At 58.2% G+C, this 15,993-nt stretch carries 17 protein-coding genes; 12 read left to right on the forward strand and 5 right to left on the reverse strand.

What is annotated here, in order from left to right; all coding sequences use genetic code 11:
* Positions 1-77 precede the first annotated feature (77 nt).
* From ACX3YD_RS11085 to ACX3YD_RS11140, 12 genes are all read left to right on the forward strand, one after another.
* Positions 78-272: a hypothetical protein gene (locus ACX3YD_RS11085; protein ID WP_458959942.1), complete on the forward strand. Its 195-nt coding sequence runs from the start codon at positions 78-80 to the stop codon at positions 270-272.
* Entirely contained in the window at positions 269-1,765 is a 1,497-nt protein-coding gene (locus ACX3YD_RS11090; RefSeq protein ID WP_103405022.1) for an FAD-dependent oxidoreductase, read from the forward strand. Before ACX3YD_RS11085 ends, ACX3YD_RS11090 begins: the two co-directional genes overlap by 4 nt.
* 98 nt (positions 1,766-1,863) lie before the next feature.
* Positions 1,864-2,481 carry an acyltransferase gene (locus ACX3YD_RS11095; protein WP_047538850.1) on the forward strand — a complete coding sequence of 206 codons (618 nt, stop codon included), beginning with the start codon at positions 1,864-1,866 and terminating at the stop codon, positions 2,479-2,481.
* Positions 2,474-3,430, forward strand: coding sequence for a glycosyltransferase family 2 protein (locus ACX3YD_RS11100; RefSeq protein WP_103405021.1), 957 nt, complete (start codon positions 2,474-2,476; stop codon positions 3,428-3,430). Before ACX3YD_RS11095 ends, ACX3YD_RS11100 begins: the two co-directional genes overlap by 8 nt.
* A 7-nt stretch (positions 3,431-3,437) precedes the next feature.
* On the forward strand, positions 3,438-3,962 hold the full coding sequence (locus ACX3YD_RS11105) for a serine O-acetyltransferase (protein WP_103405020.1): 525 nt from the start codon (positions 3,438-3,440) through the stop codon (positions 3,960-3,962).
* A gap of 5 nt (positions 3,963-3,967) precedes the next feature.
* Complete coding sequence (locus ACX3YD_RS11110; RefSeq protein ID WP_458960407.1) at positions 3,968-4,945, forward strand: glycosyltransferase family 2 protein; 978 nt, start codon at positions 3,968-3,970, stop codon at positions 4,943-4,945.
* A 7-nt stretch (positions 4,946-4,952) separates the two neighbouring features.
* Entirely contained in the window at positions 4,953-5,939 is a 987-nt protein-coding gene (locus tag ACX3YD_RS11115) for a VirK/YbjX family protein (RefSeq protein WP_103405019.1), read from the forward strand.
* 11 nt (positions 5,940-5,950) lie between these two features.
* Entirely contained in the window at positions 5,951-7,153 is a 1,203-nt protein-coding gene (locus ACX3YD_RS11120; protein WP_458959943.1) for a glycosyltransferase, read from the forward strand.
* Positions 7,150-8,337, forward strand: a complete 1,188-nt coding sequence (locus ACX3YD_RS11125) for a glycosyltransferase family 2 protein (RefSeq protein WP_458959944.1) — start codon at positions 7,150-7,152, stop codon at positions 8,335-8,337. Before ACX3YD_RS11120 ends, ACX3YD_RS11125 begins: the two co-directional genes overlap by 4 nt.
* Positions 8,337-9,080 (forward strand): WecB/TagA/CpsF family glycosyltransferase, encoded by a 744-nt coding sequence (locus ACX3YD_RS11130; protein WP_458959945.1) that lies wholly within the window; start codon positions 8,337-8,339, stop codon positions 9,078-9,080. Before ACX3YD_RS11125 ends, ACX3YD_RS11130 begins: the two co-directional genes overlap by 1 nt.
* A gap of 297 nt (positions 9,081-9,377) precedes the next feature.
* Entirely contained in the window at positions 9,378-10,520 is a 1,143-nt protein-coding gene (locus ACX3YD_RS11135; protein ID WP_458959946.1) for a hypothetical protein, read from the forward strand.
* A gap of 78 nt (positions 10,521-10,598) precedes the next feature.
* Positions 10,599-11,726: a glycosyltransferase 61 family protein gene (locus ACX3YD_RS11140; protein ID WP_458959947.1), complete on the forward strand. Its 1,128-nt coding sequence runs from the start codon at positions 10,599-10,601 to the stop codon at positions 11,724-11,726.
* A 79-nt stretch (positions 11,727-11,805) separates the two neighbouring features.
* Here the strand turns inward: ACX3YD_RS11140 and ACX3YD_RS11145 are convergent, their stop codons facing one another.
* The 5 genes from ACX3YD_RS11145 to ACX3YD_RS11165 form a co-directional block, all read right to left on the reverse strand.
* The gene (locus ACX3YD_RS11145; RefSeq protein ID WP_047530412.1) at positions 11,806-13,230 is read right to left on the reverse strand and encodes an undecaprenyl-phosphate glucose phosphotransferase; all 1,425 of its coding nucleotides are present in this window, start codon (positions 13,228-13,230) and stop codon (positions 11,806-11,808) included.
* 433 nt (positions 13,231-13,663) lie between these two features.
* On the reverse strand, positions 13,664-14,185 hold the full coding sequence (locus tag ACX3YD_RS11150) for a cytochrome C (RefSeq protein ID WP_458959948.1): 522 nt from the start codon (positions 14,183-14,185) through the stop codon (positions 13,664-13,666).
* Between the two features lie 86 nt (positions 14,186-14,271).
* Entirely contained in the window at positions 14,272-14,793 is a 522-nt protein-coding gene (locus tag ACX3YD_RS11155; protein WP_027620621.1) for a methylamine dehydrogenase light chain, read from the reverse strand.
* Positions 14,794-14,811: 18 nt separating this feature from the next.
* Complete coding sequence (gene mauD / locus ACX3YD_RS11160; protein WP_103405011.1) at positions 14,812-15,438, reverse strand: methylamine dehydrogenase accessory protein MauD; 627 nt, start codon at positions 15,436-15,438, stop codon at positions 14,812-14,814.
* A gap of 4 nt (positions 15,439-15,442) precedes the next feature.
* The gene (locus ACX3YD_RS11165; protein WP_103405010.1) at positions 15,443-15,982 is read right to left on the reverse strand and encodes a MauE/DoxX family redox-associated membrane protein; all 540 of its coding nucleotides are present in this window, start codon (positions 15,980-15,982) and stop codon (positions 15,443-15,445) included.
* Positions 15,983-15,993 lie beyond the last annotated feature (11 nt).

Below are 15,993 nucleotides of genomic sequence, written 5' to 3' on the forward strand. Positions count from 1 at the left end.
GGTTGGCGCCAATAAATTGTGGCCTTGGTGTGTAGTTGAAATTCCAACGCAATCTCGATGTCGTGGAGCTTTGAATCATGAGAGAAACTGATTTGAATACCTCTGTGATGGGGCGCAGGGGCTTCCTTCAGGCGTTTGCCCTATTGAGTCTCGGGGGGCTCGCTATTGGATTTTCCGAAACGGTTGCCCGGCCTGCAGCCGCCAAATCCGAGTTTGTTGTGATCAACGGATGGGTGTTGCCTGCCCAGCATTTTTGGCCAGCAAAATCATGATCAAAGATTACCAATCGCAGAAAGAACTCCGCGATCACTATGACATCTGCATTATCGGCGCAGGGCCGGCCGGCATTACGCTGGCCTTGCGTCTAGCCGGTAATGGGCGGCATGTCGTGCTTATCGAAGGCGGTGGGCACGAGTATTCACCGGCTTCGCAGAACCTCTACCAGTGCCCGTCTACAGGCCTTGAAGTCTACGCACAGGAAACACGCCTGCGCTTTCTGGGCGGTACCTCCAATCACTGGGCGGGACGATGCCGTCCATTCGAGCGCTCGGACTTTGCCGTGGGTCCTCCCGTGCACCTGCCCGGCTGGCCCATCGCGTTTTCCGAGATCGAACGCAATCTGGCGGCGGCCATGGATATTGTCGATCTCCCGCCGAACTCCGGATTCAAGGCAATCAATGCCAACCTGGATGGCCAAGACTTCGAAGCCGATCGTTTCCTGCTCAGCCCACCGACGCGATTTGCACAGAAATACGCCAAGGAGCTCAATGAGACAGAAGGGCTTGATGTCTTCATCAACTGCAACTGCGTCGATCTGGAGTTCGATAGCAAGACCGGCCGCATCGAGACGATCCTCGTCTCGGACTACCAGTTGCATCAGGAGCGAGTCAGGGCCAGTCACTTCATTCTGGCAACAGGCGCGATCGAGAATGCCAGGCAGTTGCTCAACAGTGAGTCCCTGACCGCTGGCGGTATCGTAAAGAAGGACGGATTGGTCGGCAGATGCTTCATGGAGCATCTGAACGTAGAAATGGGCACTTTCATTCTGAAGGACGGGCAGGGTACCGAAGCCCGGCAGTACTTCACGACGGACGCCTTCGTGAAGGAGCACGAATCGGGAAAGGGCAATGTGACGGCCTCGCTTGTATCCGAGGTGAAAGCCTATGGGCGAACGGCGGCGATCAAGGACTTTTTCGAGAATCTCATCTGTGACATCGGGGCGGCGCACAAGATCGAGTTCATTACCAAATTCGATTGCCCGGGGGACGGGGTACTCGGCACGCTGATCGAGCAATTCCCCAACCCCAATAGCCGCATCGCGTTACTCGAAGAGCGCGATGCGTTGGGCATGAAAAAAGTGAACATTCACTGGGAACTGACCCCGGTAGACAGAAATACCGTCAAGTCCATAGGGCTCGAAGTGGCCAAGTGTTTTGCCGACACGGGGCTGGGCTTCGTCAAGCTGGATGCGTGCGTTTATGACGTCGATTTGCCGCTGAAGGTCAATCCCCATGCCCACCATATGGGAACCACACGGATGGCGGCCTCGCCTGAATTTGGCGTTGTCGACGAAAACTGCAAGGTGTTCGGGGTCGAGAATCTTCATGTTGCGGGCAGCAGCGTCTTCGCTACCGGCGGTGCCTGCAACCCGACGATGCCCCTGCTGCAACTGGCGCTGAGGCTGGCCGATCATCTCAACCAGGAAATGGGCCCCGCGGTGGGAAGGTATTCCGGAACAGGAGAGTTTATCGATTTTCCGAGTTGATTTTTTAGGAGGGGGCTACGCTTAGAGTAGTGGTAATAAAGAATCAGGGTGTATGAACCCTGGCACAGATGTATATCGCTGAATTTGAGGCTGACAGGATGATTGGTCTACTAAAACGCGCTATTGCTCATTACGCCAGAACAACAGGGCGTGGCACCTCACTCTATAAAAAGTTTTGTAAACCTGACGGGTATGAATGGGCCCAGCACATGGGGCGTTGGGGAGGACTGCACTCCGTCGGCAAAGGCGCCTGGATCAACCTGGGGTGCAACATCACCGACCCGGCGATGCTTCGACTCGGTGACAACGTAGGTTTATCCGACTGCACAATATTCGGCCACGATGGCATCGTCCATGTCATCAACGCGCGTGACGGAACGAAGCTCGACTCTGTCGGTGGCGTCGATATCCGGGCCAATTCCTTTGTCGGCCACGGTGCCATCGTCATGCCGCGCGTAACGATTGGTCCTGATTCGGTGGTGGCCGCCGGCGCTGTTGTATTGAGAGACGTTCCGCCCGGGATGGTGGTCGGGGGTAATCCAGCCAGGGTTATCTGTACGATGGAAACGCTGGTGAAAAATATCAAAGAGCGTTGCGCCGAGTACCCATGGATTGACCTGATCGAGAATCGCGACGGTTTGTTTGACCCGGAACTGGAACCGAAGCTGCAGGCGATGCGCGCAGAGTATTTTTTTGGCGAACAACCCAATGGTTAGTGCCGACCTCGATGTATTGGTCGTTAACTACAACACAGCCTCTTTGTTGCAGCCGATGTTTAATGCGTTGCGTCAGTCAAACGACACGCAACGCACGCGTTATCTGGTGGTGGACAATGCCTCTGCGGATAATTCGCTGGAGCGTCTGGCCAGTGTTTGTCCAGAGGCATTGCAACTGGCCAATCATACGAATGTCGGTTTTGGTCGTGCCAACAATCAACTCGTCGAGCACCTGCAAGGCAAGTACGCGTTATTGCTCAACACCGACGCCTTCGTTGCCGCCGATACCCTGAGCAAGACCCTCGAGTACATGGAGGCTCATCCGGATTGTGGGGTCCTGGGCGTTCGATTGGTCGGGCGTGAGGGCGATTTGCAACCCTCCTGCCGCTATTTCCCGACGCCGTTGAATGTCTTCCTGGCACGCACCGGGCTGGAGCGTTTTTTTCCTGGTGTGAAGAAGGTCGACGACATGACCTGGGACCATGACTCGGTACGTGAATGCGACTGGGTGCCGGGGTGTTACTACCTGATCCGACGCGAAGTCATCGACAAGGTTGGCCTGTTCGATCCGCGCTACTTTCTCTATTACGAAGAGGTCGACCACTGCAAACGGGTCAAGCAGGCGGGCTGGAAAGTGGTGTATTACCCGCATACCACCGTGGTGCATATCGGTGGTGAAAGCGCCAAGTCCGTTGACGAACTCAACAGCGCCAGTCGACAAATTCCCAAGCTGCAAATCGAAAGCGAGCTGTTGTATTTCCGCAAACATCACGGTCTGTCCGGGCTGGCCGGGCACATGCTGCTGGTCAGCCTGGGCGATCTGATTCTGGCGCTCAAGGCACTGTTGAAGGGCCGCGGCCGTGCCGCCATCGGGGCATGCTGGCAGCATGCGCGTGTGACCTGGGCGCTGCTGGGTGAAACAAAACTCGCAACCCAACCAACACGGTAGATAAACCATGTTCGAAAACATACGTGCGGACTTGCGTGCATATGCGGGTGATTGGGCCGCCCAGGGTTTCTGGGTGATGTTGGTTTATCGCTTCGGACGCTGGCGCTACGGCGTACGTCCCGCGCCATTGCGCAAAGTGTTTTCCTTTATCTACAAAGTGCTCTTTAAATTCGTGCAGATCATCACGGGCATCGAATTGCCGTGCGAGGTGGTGGTCGGGCGCAACTTCGTCATCGACCATTTCGGCGGCATCGTAATCAGTGGTTATGCGCAGTTCGGCGATGACTGCCGTATTCGCAATGGCGTGGTCGTGGGGCTCAAGAACGTCAACGATCCGATTGCCCCGGTGTTCGGCAACAATGTCGACATCGGCACCGGTGCCAAGGTGCTGGGCAATATACGCATTGGCAACAATGTGGTGATCGGGGCCAATGCCGTGGTGCTGATCGATGTACCGGATAACTCGATTGCAGTGGGGGTGCCTGCGACGATCAAGACCCGGCAGGGCGCACCCGCCAGGGAATGCTCTTGAACGTCATGGCCACCGGCATCGGCGTCGTTGTGATCGGTCGCAATGAGGGGCCGCGATTGCAGCGGTGCCTGGCTTCGCTGCTCGGTATGGCGCAGCAGATTGTGTATGTCGATTCCGGCTCGACCGATGGCTCCGTACAGATGGCGCGCGGGCTCGGCGTCGAGGTGGTCGAGCTGGACATGGCGATTCCCTTCACCGCTGCGCGTGCGCGCAACGAAGGATTCGCCTGCGTGCAACGTTTATTGCCGCAAGTGCGTTATGTGCAGTTCGTCGATGGTGATTGCGAGGTCGTCGCTGGCTGGCTGCCCCGGGCGCAGGCCTTTCTGGATGCGCAACCGCAGGTGGCGGTGGTCTGTGGACGGCGCCGTGAACGTTATCCGCAACATTCGATATACAACTTCATGTGTGATCTGGAATGGGACACGCCGATAGGCGAGGCCAGGGCGTGTGGTGGCGATGCGCTGATGCGGGCCGACGCCTTCACCTCGGTGTCTGGATTTCGTCCGGACCTGATTGCCGGTGAAGAGCCGGAATTATGTGTGCGACTGCGCGCCAAGGGCTGGAAAGTCTGGCGTCTGGCCGAAGAAATGACCTTGCACGATGCGGCCATGACTCGCTTCGGCCAATGGTGGCGGCGCACCCTGCGCGGTGGTTATGCCTTTGCAGAGGGCGCTTTTTTACATGGCGCCACACCGGAGCAGCATTGGCGGCGTGAGTCGCGCCGTGCCTGGTTCTGGGGGTTGGGAATCCCGCTGGCGACGGTGCTTGTCAGCCTGATGGCGGGATGGTTCGGGCTGTTGCTGTTGTTGGTTTATCCGCTGCAAGTCGTGCGCCTGGCCCGTCGAGGTCAAGCATCGACGGGCAAAAAATGGCGGCTGGCTTTCTTTCTCGTACTCGGGAAATTTCCCGAGATGTTCGGGCAAATAAAGTTTCTATTGAACAGATTCGGCGCCGGCAAGTCGGCGTTGATCGAATACAAGTGAGACTTCTATGAGTGATTGGCTGGCACTGAAAAGCATGTATTCGTTACATGCCGGGTATTCCCCCAGGGCATTGAAAAACAAACTCAAGATGCTGGTGCTGGTGGCGAAGAACCGGGCCGAACTGAAGTTGTTTTTGTCGCGCATGTCGAGTGCTCTGGGCGAGGCGGGTTTCAGGCGACTCGGCGCAGATTGCCTGGGGGTGGTTCATTGGCCCTACATCAGTAAAAGCTGGAGTGCCGGGGACCGACTCGGGGTATTGGCCTCCCATTACGAAGTGGTCACAAAAAGCTGTCCGCAGTTATTGCTCTATGGGCGTGACGACAGGTTGGTACTGAGCGATTTGTCGGCGTTTTCTGCCCATTGTTCCCTGGTTCTGGATCGCCCGATCTGGTTCATGCGCGAAGGGGAATTGGTGCTGAACCTGTTTCAGGAGGATTTGCGCATCGCCTCGATCGCTTTCACCTTGTGTCGTGTGGAAGGTGAGCTTTGCCTGTTCATCGGCGCGGTGCAGGGGATACACAAAGGTGTCGAGAGTGAAAAATCCCTGGGCATCTACAGGGACCTGACCAAGGCGTTCGAAGGCCTGCGACCGAGAAGTTTCTTGATTGAAGTCATCAAGTACATCGCGGCCCATATCGGCGTCCAGAAAATGTATGCCGTCGGCGATGGATACCGTCACCATCGTCATCCGTATTTTGGCGCCAGTAAGGCTCAGGAGTTGTTGGCTGATTATGATTCGATATGGTTGGAGCATGGCGCCACCCCGTCGGAGCGCGAAGACTTTTTCGAGATACCCATGGCCCCGTCCCGAAAGCCGCTTGACGCGATAGCCTCAAAAAAACGGGCCATGTACCGCAGGCGATATGAACTTCTGGACAGCACCTTTGCGCAATTGGATCAGGTACTGAAAGGTTGCCCTGCAGCGAATCGCGCTCAAGGTTCCTGCACCACGGCGCAAGTACCTGCCGTCACCACCCTCCGTACTGACCACTAAGCCGGGGTCCCATGCGCATCGCTTATTTCATCAATCAATACCCCAAGGTCAGCCATAGCTTCATCCGTCGCGAGATCCTGGCCCTGGAGCGCCAGGGTTTCGAGGTACAGCGCGTGGCCCTGCGGGGCTGGGATGCCGAATTGGTGGATGCCGAAGACGTGTCTGAACGCGATAAAACCCGCTACGTGCTGCAGGACGGCGTCAAAGGCCTGTTGGCGCCTGCGCTGCAGGTACTGCGCGCCCAGCCGCGACGCTTCTTTTCGGCGCTGGGGTTAGCGCTGCGCATGGGGCGGCGGGCCGATCGCTCCTGGCCTTACCATCTGGTCTACCTGCTTGAGGCGTGCCGCCTGCTCAGCTGGTTGCAGGCGTTTGGCGCCAGGCATGTGCACGCGCATTTCGGCACCAACTCCACCGAGGTGGTGATGCTGGCCAGCGCGCTTGGCGGGCCGGCATACAGTTTTACCGTGCACGGCCCGGAAGAATTCGACAAACCGCAGTTCATCCATTTGGGCGAGAAAGTACGGCGTGCAGCGTTTGTCGCGGCCATCAGCGCTTATGGACGCAGCCAGCTGTTTCGCTGGGTGGATCATGCACATTGGTCAAAGGTCAAAGTGGTGCACTGTGGACTGGAACAGGCGTTTCACAATGTGCCGGCGGTGGCCGTGCCGTCCGCGCCCCGGCTGGTCTGCGTAGGGCGTTTGTGTGAGCAGAAGGGCCAATTATTGTTGCTTGAGGCCGCTCGCATCCTGGTGGCACGGGGCGTGGCGTTCGAGATCGTGCTGGCCGGCGATGGTGAGATGCGCGAGCAAATCGAAGCGCTGATCGCACAGTACCAATTGCAGGCCCAGGTGCGAATCACCGGCTGGATCAGCAGCGATCAGGTGCGCGCGGAAATCCTCGCGGCGCGGGCCATGGTCTTGCCGAGCTTCGCCGAGGGTTTGCCGGTGGTCATCATGGAAGCCATGGCCTTGCGTCGGCCCGTTCTGACGACCTACGTCGCGGGCATTCCCGAGCTGGTGCGCCAGGGCGAGAACGGCTGGTTGTTTCCCGCGGGTGACGTCGACGAGCTGGCGGCGGCGCTGGCCGATTGCCTGGCGCAACCTGCCGACGTCCTGCAACGGATGGGCGAGGCGGCGTATCAACGGGTGCTGGAACGACACGATATCGATACCGAAGCCACCAAGTTGGCTCACCTGTTCAGGGCACAAGCATGATCACCTTGTTTAATTGGCTGTTCAGCGGATTGTTGATCCTCATCGTCTTCCCGGTGTGCGTGCTGTTCGTCCAGGTGTTGCTGGCCTGGCTGCCGGCACGGTCGCTGCCGTCGGCGAAATCCTCGCGGCCACGGGTCGCGGTGTTGGTGCCGGCGCACAATGAATCCTCGGTCATCGTCGCGACCTTGAAGACGATTGGGCCGCAGCTATTGGAAGGGGATCGCCTGCTGGTGGTGGCGGACAACTGCGCCGACGACACCGCCGCGCTGGCACGGGCGGCGGGCGCCGAAGTGGTGGAGCGCAGCAACGACCGGCAACGGGGCAAGGGTTATGCGCTGGACTTCGGAGTCCGTCACCTGGCGAGCGCAGCGCCGGACGTCATCATCATTGTCGATGCCGACTGCCAGATCAGCGATGGCTTTGTCGAGCGTTTGGCCACCTGCTGCATCGACTCGGGCCGACCCACACAATCGCTGAATCTCATGCGTGCTCCCGCAGGTTCCGGGCTGAAAGTGCAAATTGCCGAGTTTGCCTGGTGCGTGAAGAATCGGGTGCGCCCGCGAGGTTGGGCCCGGCTCGGTTTGCCCTGCCAATTGATGGGCACGGGAATGGCTTTCGCCTGGCGGGATCTGCCGCTGATCGATCTGGCCAGCGGCCACATCGTCGAAGATCTGAAGATGGGCCTGGATTTCTGCCGGAGCGGCAAACCGCCGCTGTTTTGCCCCGATGCGCTGGTGACCAGTTATTTTCCGCGCAGCGAAGAGGGTCTGACGACTCAGCGTACGCGTTGGGAACACGGTCACTTGGGGGTCATCCTGGGTGATACGCCCAAGTTGTTGGTGGAGTCGATGGCCAAGGGAAACGGGAATCTGCTGGCCATGACCCTGGACTTGCTGGTCCCGCCGCTGGCCCTGTTGACGTTGGCCCTGGTGGCGGCATTGGGTCTTTCATGGCTGGTCTTTCTCCTGGCCGGAATCCTGGCGCCGGCCTTGATCGCCACGACCGGGGCGCTGCTGTTGGCAGCGACCATCCTGCTGGCCTGGAGCCAATTCGGTCGCGAGATCATTTCGTTCTCCGCCTTGATGTATGCGCCGTTCTACGCGGTGAAAAAAATCCCCTTGTACATAGGCTTCTTGCTCAAGCGCCAGGTTGAGTGGGTGCGTTCCAAACGGGATGACAACTGATGCGCGCCCTGGCCTGGTTGCACAAATGGCAGACGATTATCCGCACGCTGCGCGTGGTCGATGATCATCAGGATGAACAAGGACTGATCGATGCCCTGTCCCGTCCCGAGCGGTCGACAGTGCTGGGGTTCGTCAACGCCCACGCGATGAACCTGGTGGCGACCAACCCCGACTATTACGCTTCGCTGTCCGCTGCCGACGTGTTGTTGCGCGATGGCTCCGGCATGGCCATTCTCTTGCGCAGACTCGGCCTGGCACCGGGACTGAACATGAACGGTACGGATTTCATTCCGAAAATACTGGCGGCCTATAAAGGCCGGCGCGTGGCGTTCTGGGGCACCGAACAAACGTATCTGAGCAGCGCTGTTCAGCGTAGCGAGGCGCTGTACGCCGTAAAGGTTGTTTCGGCCCACCACGGATTTTCCGAAGTGGAGGCCTATGTCCAGCTTGCCCGGGAGTATCAGCCAGAACTGATTGTTCTGGGCATGGGCATGCCCAAGCAAGAAGCCGTTGCGGCGAGACTGGCGGCCAGCGGAGTGCCTTGCCTGATCGTGTGCGGCGGGGCGATTCTGGATTTTCTCGGCGGTAAGGTCAGCAGGGCCCCCCAGTGGATGCGCCGCCTCGGTTGTGAGTGGGTGTTCAGGTTGATCAGCGAACCCAGGCGGCTGTTCACGCGTTACGTGGTGGGTAACCCGATGTTCCTGCTGCGAACCCTGGTATTCCGAGAAAGGGCGGCCAACTGATTGGCCTGGTGCGGGGTCAATCCGGGGTGGAGGCCGGTGTAAAAACACGCGGCGCAAAAACACGGCGACGAGGCCATCACTGCCTTGCAAAACCCGGGTGTAGCATCTTTACTCCTGTGGGTATTCCCGACTTGTCGGACTATTTGGGTTGAGTGTCTTCATTAACGCTGTGCCAGAAAAAACTCCTCGAATATTTTGATTTCCTGAAAGGGGGCTGGCGGTCGAACGCTCGTTTCGAGTCTTCATCTAGCTACTTGCAAACTAATTTGACCTTCCTCGACCTGTGCCAGTGAGCAAATGAAAGAATATATAGCGTCAAAAATACGCAAGCTCATATCTCCTTCTTTACGCTTCGAGCTAAGGAGAACCGTTTCGTGGCTGCGGGACATACTAAGTCGGGCATGTTTTTGGCGCTGGGAAATTGTCAAATTCAAACTACGGCAAGAGAGTTCCTTCAACGTCCTCTATATCGGCAGGAAAACCCAGCGTGAATTCGCCAAAGTGCTCTTGGGGACGGACGCGCCAGGCGCGGATAGCCAATTAAAACCCGACCCGTCAAACCCGACGGTTTTGGTCAGTGAAATACCCACTCCCGGCGCATTGCGCGTGCCCCAGTACCTGAGTGCCATTGTGCCGCTGAGCAGGTCACTCGACGAAATCACCGCGAGGTACAACACCGAACTGCGTCGCAACCTGCGCAAGAATCGCCTGCGCTATCGCATGAAACAGGCGCTGAACGACGATGAGATTGAATGTGCGGATCAGCAAATGCTTCAGCCCTATGCCAAGGCCAGGCATGGTTCGGCCGCGGCGCAGATAGACACGCACGAGGTTCGCAGGGTGGCAAAAAATGCCGGCCGGCTTGATCTGGTGCTGCTGGAGGACGACGTTGTCGCTTGCCATCTGGGGTGTGTCATCACCAAGGGAGGCAAACGATACTGGAGCACGATCCGGTTTGGTTACCCCGAAACGGTGTATTCCGACGCCAAAAAACTACGTGAAGTCAATTCAATTACCACCTTCATGGCGCTCGAATGGGCGATTGAAAACGGTTTTGACTACTACGATATCGGCATTTGCCTGGCGCGTCCGGACGATGGACTGCTTGAATGGAAAAGAAGGCGCGGCGGGGATGTCAATACGCTGGGTAACAACGGTTATATGTTTGTTCGACTGCCTAAAGTGGGCACGCCGATATTTCTTTGGGAAACCCCGCTATTTGCAGTCGAAGGCAAAGAGTTGACGCTTCATCTGGGACTGCCTGACGGGCCGAGTGATGAAGAAATTGCAAGCCGCTATCGTGAAATGGGTTTTGGTGGGCTGTCCAAAATATACCTCCATTGCGCCAGGCCGCCACAAGCGTCGCTTCTTGACACCTTGCGCGGTCGTTACAGTCATTTGAAGTCGCCGCCCCGAATGGAATGCGTTATATCCGCCTGAATGGATTCGAAGTAAGTGCAGTTTTATGTGTTGGATATAAGCGCTATTTCGGTATAAGTACATGAGAGTTGAATTCATATGTCGGATATAGATGCAGTCGCAAAGGGTGGTCCGGCGAAGTGGAGTCTTGCTGCGTATAAACACATGTTGAAGACGCGCCTGACACGAAAACCGTCGCTCATGCTGCAAAGTGTCGCCGTCAAGACATGGGAAATTGCCCCCCGTGAGATGGCGATCGCTCCGCCTGCGTTTTTCCTTCCCAACCAGCTCGAGCGTGTGACGGGATGGGCAGGGGATCTTTTTTATCCCTTCGAACATCCCCGCCGCACCATGGAAGGGATCGGCGAGGTTGAACATGGCCCGACGCGTGGCTACCTGCTCAAAGATGCCTGGTTGATCGACGGTGCGCTCTATAAGGGCAATGCCAAATCCTGGCTGTCGCCTCGCTCCGGATGGTTGCCCAGGATTCGCGTGGAAAACGAAATCGATCGCGGCGCGCTGTATTGCACGGCGGGCGGCAATAAATGGTTTGGCTCATGGTTGATGGACGACTGCATCACCTATCCGATGGCCTGCGAAGAAGGCGTGCCGGTGACCACGGCGACGTCTGACAAGCTCGTTTCCACTTCCAGGCACGGCATACTTCACGCCCCCGGCTATGAAGACTGGCTGGGGATGACGCCGGTTCGTTTACGCAATGCGTTTTTCCGTGAACTGGTGATCTTTGACGACCTCAGCCAGAACCGCCACAAGCACCGGCGCTTTCGCGCGATGGGCGACCAGTTGCTGTCCCACGTAAACGCCAGCGCTCACCCCGGGGTGTTCATTCTGCGCGGTGACAAGGGAGAGTTGCGCTTGCTGCGCAATGAACTGGAACTGGCCGAACGCCTGCGCGACCGCAGGGGTTTTCGCATCATCGATCCGGCGAAATCCGATGTGCCGACCATTGTGGCGGCCTGCGCCGGGGCAAGAGTCGTCGTGGGCATCGAGGGCAGTCATCTGATCCATGGCGTCAACGTACTGCAGCCGGGTGGTTCACTGCTGGTGCTGCAGCCACCTAATCGTTTCCTCTGCTTTTTCAAATACCTGACGGACCGCGACCAGCAAAACTTTGGATTTGTGGTGGGTACCGAAGAGGGCAATGGTTTCAGTATCGACGCCGATGAGGTCGAGCGAACGCTGGACCTGTTTCCGGTAAACGCATAGTGAGGCTGGCCAGCGAAGCTGGCCACGCCAATCGATCACACCCCTCGCAACTCCAGATCACCCCAGTCTTCAAGCCTGGCTAATAGGCATGCTTGCCGGAGAAGGCCAGCACAGTGCGCGCGAGAATGGTGAAGTCGAGCCAAAGCGACCAGTTGTTGATGTATTCGATGTCCGAATCCACACGGCGGATCATCTGCTCGATATCTTTCGTCTCACCCCGAAAGCCACGCACCTGAGCCAGACCGGTAATGCCCGGCTTGATGTTGTGGCGCGCAAAGTAGTCCGAGATGTCGGGCGAGTATTGCGCATCGTGTGCAATAGCGTGCGGTCGCGGTCCCACCAGCGACATCTCGCCCATCAACACGTTAAACAACTGTGGTAGTTCATCCAGGCTGGTTTTTCGAATAAAGGCGCCCACCCTGGTTTTGCGTGGATCGTTCTTTTCGGCTTGCTTGACGACGCCTTCATCCGGCTGATGGACAACCATGCTCCTGAACTTCCAGATACGAAAGGAATCGCCGCTCCAGCCCATGCGCTCCTGGCGAAAGAACACCGGTCCCGGACTGTCGAGCTTGATGGCAATGGCGACTAACAACAGCACCGGCGCTGCAAATAACAGAATAAGGAACGCCAGGACTTTATCTTCGAGATTCTTCAGAAACAGCCGCAGCCCCATCAGCGGTGTTTCAGACAACGTCAGCACGGGAATCCCGGCAATTTCACGCACACTGTGATTGATCAAGCGCAGCGAAAAGATATCCGGCACCCAGTTCACGGAAATGTGTTTATCGAACAGTTTTAAGTAAACGTCCTTGATGACGTGCGAACCATCCAGGGGCGTCACGAAATACACGGTGCGAATGGCGTGTTGCACGACCAACTCATCAAGGTCGGAAATATGACCCAGTATCGTCAAGCGTTGGGCACTCTTTGATCCATCCTTTCCCTGATCATCGCTTCCCCCGATCAGGACCGAGCCGACCACCCGTTCACCCAGCCAGGGGTTGTTACTGATTTTCTGGTGAAGGAAGTTGGCCAGCTCGCCCGTGCCGATGATGAGCGCGTTGTCCCGTTGCGCGGGGTGGGCCAGAAACTTCTTCTGTAACTCGCGGGTGGCAAGGTGCAAAAGCAGCTGAGCGAAGTAGCCAATCACAAACAACTCGGCCACCAACAGGCGCGAATATTGTTCGCCGGTTTTAGTTAGAAAGGCCATGGCAACCAGAAAACAAAAAACGGCAGTCCATGCCTTGAGCAACTTGAAGGCTTTGACGGCGAATCCGACATTACTTCGGTAAATCGCATAATGGTCGTAGACGACGGCTAACGCCCCAAGCAGTAACAGGACCATGATGACATAGGCCTGCGAGACGAAGCCGATGTGATAGTTGATCAAATACCACGCGACGCCGGTCACTGCGAGACCATCGAGACCGGCCTGAATAACGATACTGGTGCTGCTTCTTCGCTGAAGTACGGAACGGCTAGTGTTAGGCTCAAATATCATATTTAGACCTCATTGCTGCCCCCCATCGCGCTCACTGATAACGCGACTCAGATCAAAACTGCCCTCGTTCGAGAGCGTTTGCGTGCGCGTCACCAAAAGCTTCCCCCGCTCGTGGTATACCACCTTCTGTCCCGATTGCTGACCTGGGGCCGAATGTGACAACGCGTGGTATCACTTTAGCAGTACGCTGGAATCCTTCACGGAATCGTCGCAGTTTTATAGCACTCATTTGTGAAGGAATCCGCTGGCCGACGGACCGCGCTTGCTCAATGGCCATGCACGGCATGTGCCGCCGGTTCGGGTGGCTTCGTAAAGGGAGGGGAGGCGCAGACAGGCGGCGCTTCGGTACCCGGGGGCGCGGGTCGAATGCCGGGCGGAGGCTAAAGGGGGCGAGGCCCCCGATTTGGCAGCTGAGGTGACTTCACATCCGCCGTCAATCGTTCATGCCGTCTTCAATGGCGATGCCTTGCGCACGCATTTGCTTGATCAATTCAGCACGGGTGCCGGGGAGGTTGAGCATGGTTTTGGCGCGCAGTGCCGCCACTTCTTCGGCGCTGTAGGGCTGGTAATCCTCCGGTGTGCTTTTGCCGGCCAGGCCGTCCTTGCGCATCAACCAGTTGAGCAAGTCCGCCAGTTGCGCATTGTTCAGCGCAGATTGCGACATGCCCGGCACGCGCACCAGAAACTCGCGGCCACCGGGGACTTTCAGAAAGTTGCCGACAAACCCCGTCATCCGGGGCGTGTCGTTGGCCGCCGATCCCATGCCGTTGCCCAAGTGGCAACCGGCGCATTGCAACTGGTAATTGACGCCAACGCTGTAACCGGCCTCGGCGATGGGCTTTTGCTGTTCTTCATTGCCCGGTGCGTGACGTTGCGCCGGGTTGGGAATGGCGCGGGCATGAGCGAGCGGGACGCTCAGGGTGCAGGCGAGACCGAGGAGTAGCAACTTGCGCATTGAGGGGCCTCTCTTGTTTTTGTGGCCTGGAACACGATCGTGAAAAAAACCGCCGATTGCCCGGGCAACCGGCGGTAACGCGCGTGTCAGACCGCCACGCCGCGGATGATCGAAACGGTGCAGTGGTAGATGTGCGATTTGGCGGCCAGGCACCAGTTCACATCGTTGTTGTTGAACGGGCGGTAGGCCGGTTCTTCACTGTCGTTACGGGTACAGGCGCACTGGGCGCAACTTTGCTTACCGCAGCAATCGTTGTACGAAATGATGTAGTCCTTGCCGTCGGCCGGGTTGCGGCAGGTGCCGATCCAGGTCACTTGCGAGGCTTCGGTGCCCGGTGGGCAGGAGGTCACCGAACCCCCGCAGCAGCTGCACAGAAAGCCGTCGATGGAGCAGTAGCGCCAGTAGTCGCAGCTGTTCGGATCACCGGGGTCACCAGCCTTCGGGTCGGTGGCGGCCAGCGCCTTGCTGGTGCGATCCAGTGGCAGCAGCAGGGGCAGGGCGGCACCGGCCACCATCAGCGAGCCCATGCGTGACAGCAATTTGCGGCGCGAGGTGGTGTCGGCGACACGGCGCGTCGAGCGCTCGAACAACAGATCCAGCAGTTTCATAAACGTCTCCCTGCCTTATCAGTGGCTATGGCCGTGGCTGTGGTCGTGATCGTGGGAATGCGGTTGGGCATTGAGGTACTGCTGCAGCGTGGCGTGCTTCAAGTGTTCGACTTCGAACAGGCTGTCCAGGTGCTCGCGGGAATTGACCAGGCCCTTGGCGCGCAGGGTGCCGGCCTTGTCGATCAGCGCGGCGTACGGCAGCTTGCCGATCTGATAAGTCATGCCGACTTCCGGGCCGACCACGTAGGTGGCGTCTTCGAGTTTGTGTTCGCGGATCAGTGCTTGCTGGGCGTCCATGTCGCCGTCGCTGATGAACACCACGTCGAGGCGATCAGCCTGTTCCCTGGCAATGGATTTGATCGCCGGCAGCAGTGACTTGCAGATCGGGCAGGTCGGCGAGAGGAAGAACAGCAGTTGCGATTTTTCACCGGCGTATCCGAAGTTCACCGGGCGACCCTTACGGTCGGTGGCGGTCACTTGCGGCGCGGCTTCGTTGACGGCCACGCCTTTGTCGACCATCAGTGCGCCAGCCGGGGCCAGGCGGCCGTGCAGCACGCCAATCTGACGGACCAGGCCCATGACGACGAACGCCACGGCCACCAGCAGAACCCAGAGCAGAACGTTGGAAACAATCAAGCCTTCCATTGGATCACCTACCAATCAATTTGAGCAGAAGAGGGGAGTTCGCCAGCAAGCCATCGGCTGCGGCGTAGATGAGCAACGCGACCGCTGCCGCGGCAACCGTTACAAAGCCATCGAACAGCGTCATGTCGCGGGCAATCGGCGTGACGCTGGCCAGCAGCGCCAACACCACCAGCACGCTGTTGCGCAGCAGCAGGACCGGACGCAGCGGCTGCGCCTGGTCCGGGCCGGCACAGCCACAGTCGATGTCGCGACGTCCGCGCCACAGGTTGATGCCAATGGCAGCGGCATACAGCGCCAACAGACTGGCCGCGCTCAACGCGGCCCAGCCACGGCTGACCGGTACCAGCAGCGCGAAGGCGATGGCCAGTTCCAGCAGCGGGACCAACCGGGCGACCGGGCGCACCAGCGAGGCGGGCAGCAGTTGGTAGTCGGCCAACTGCCTGGCGAAGCGCGCGGGTGCTCGTACCTTGTGGGTCGCGGCACTGGCCAGCAACACCGCGATGGCGATGGCGCTGGCAATGATGAAGATCGGATCTGAGTGCATGGCCGAACCTC

The organism is Pseudomonas fluorescens group sp. PF-1, assembly GCF_054481335.1.

Excerpts from the sequence above, each read along its gene's own strand:
- ACX3YD_RS11085 (WP_458959942.1), top strand. The coding sequence starts at position 78 with ATGAGAGAAACTGATTTGAATACCTCTGTGATGGGGCGCAGGGGCTTC.
- ACX3YD_RS11090 (WP_103405022.1), top strand. The coding sequence starts at position 269 with ATGATCAAAGATTACCAATCGCAGAAAGAACTCCGCGATCACTATGAC.
- ACX3YD_RS11095 (WP_047538850.1), top strand. The coding sequence starts at position 1,864 with ATGATTGGTCTACTAAAACGCGCTATTGCTCATTACGCCAGAACAACA.
- ACX3YD_RS11100 (WP_103405021.1), top strand. The coding sequence starts at position 2,474 with ATGGTTAGTGCCGACCTCGATGTATTGGTCGTTAACTACAACACAGCC.
- ACX3YD_RS11105 (WP_103405020.1), top strand. The coding sequence starts at position 3,438 with ATGTTCGAAAACATACGTGCGGACTTGCGTGCATATGCGGGTGATTGG.
- ACX3YD_RS11110 (WP_458960407.1), top strand. The coding sequence starts at position 3,968 with ATGGCCACCGGCATCGGCGTCGTTGTGATCGGTCGCAATGAGGGGCCG.
- ACX3YD_RS11115 (WP_103405019.1), top strand. The coding sequence starts at position 4,953 with ATGAGTGATTGGCTGGCACTGAAAAGCATGTATTCGTTACATGCCGGG.
- ACX3YD_RS11120 (WP_458959943.1), top strand. The coding sequence starts at position 5,951 with ATGCGCATCGCTTATTTCATCAATCAATACCCCAAGGTCAGCCATAGC.
- ACX3YD_RS11125 (WP_458959944.1), top strand. The coding sequence starts at position 7,150 with ATGATCACCTTGTTTAATTGGCTGTTCAGCGGATTGTTGATCCTCATC.
- ACX3YD_RS11130 (WP_458959945.1), top strand. The coding sequence starts at position 8,337 with ATGCGCGCCCTGGCCTGGTTGCACAAATGGCAGACGATTATCCGCACG.
- ACX3YD_RS11135 (WP_458959946.1), top strand. The coding sequence starts at position 9,378 with ATGAAAGAATATATAGCGTCAAAAATACGCAAGCTCATATCTCCTTCT.
- ACX3YD_RS11140 (WP_458959947.1), top strand. The coding sequence starts at position 10,599 with ATGTCGGATATAGATGCAGTCGCAAAGGGTGGTCCGGCGAAGTGGAGT.
- ACX3YD_RS11145 (WP_047530412.1), bottom strand. The coding sequence starts at position 13,230 with ATGATATTTGAGCCTAACACTAGCCGTTCCGTACTTCAGCGAAGAAGC.
- ACX3YD_RS11150 (WP_458959948.1), bottom strand. The coding sequence starts at position 14,185 with ATGCGCAAGTTGCTACTCCTCGGTCTCGCCTGCACCCTGAGCGTCCCG.
- ACX3YD_RS11155 (WP_027620621.1), bottom strand. The coding sequence starts at position 14,793 with ATGAAACTGCTGGATCTGTTGTTCGAGCGCTCGACGCGCCGTGTCGCC.
- mauD (WP_103405011.1), bottom strand. The coding sequence starts at position 15,438 with ATGGAAGGCTTGATTGTTTCCAACGTTCTGCTCTGGGTTCTGCTGGTG.
- ACX3YD_RS11165 (WP_103405010.1), bottom strand. The coding sequence starts at position 15,982 with ATGCACTCAGATCCGATCTTCATCATTGCCAGCGCCATCGCCATCGCG.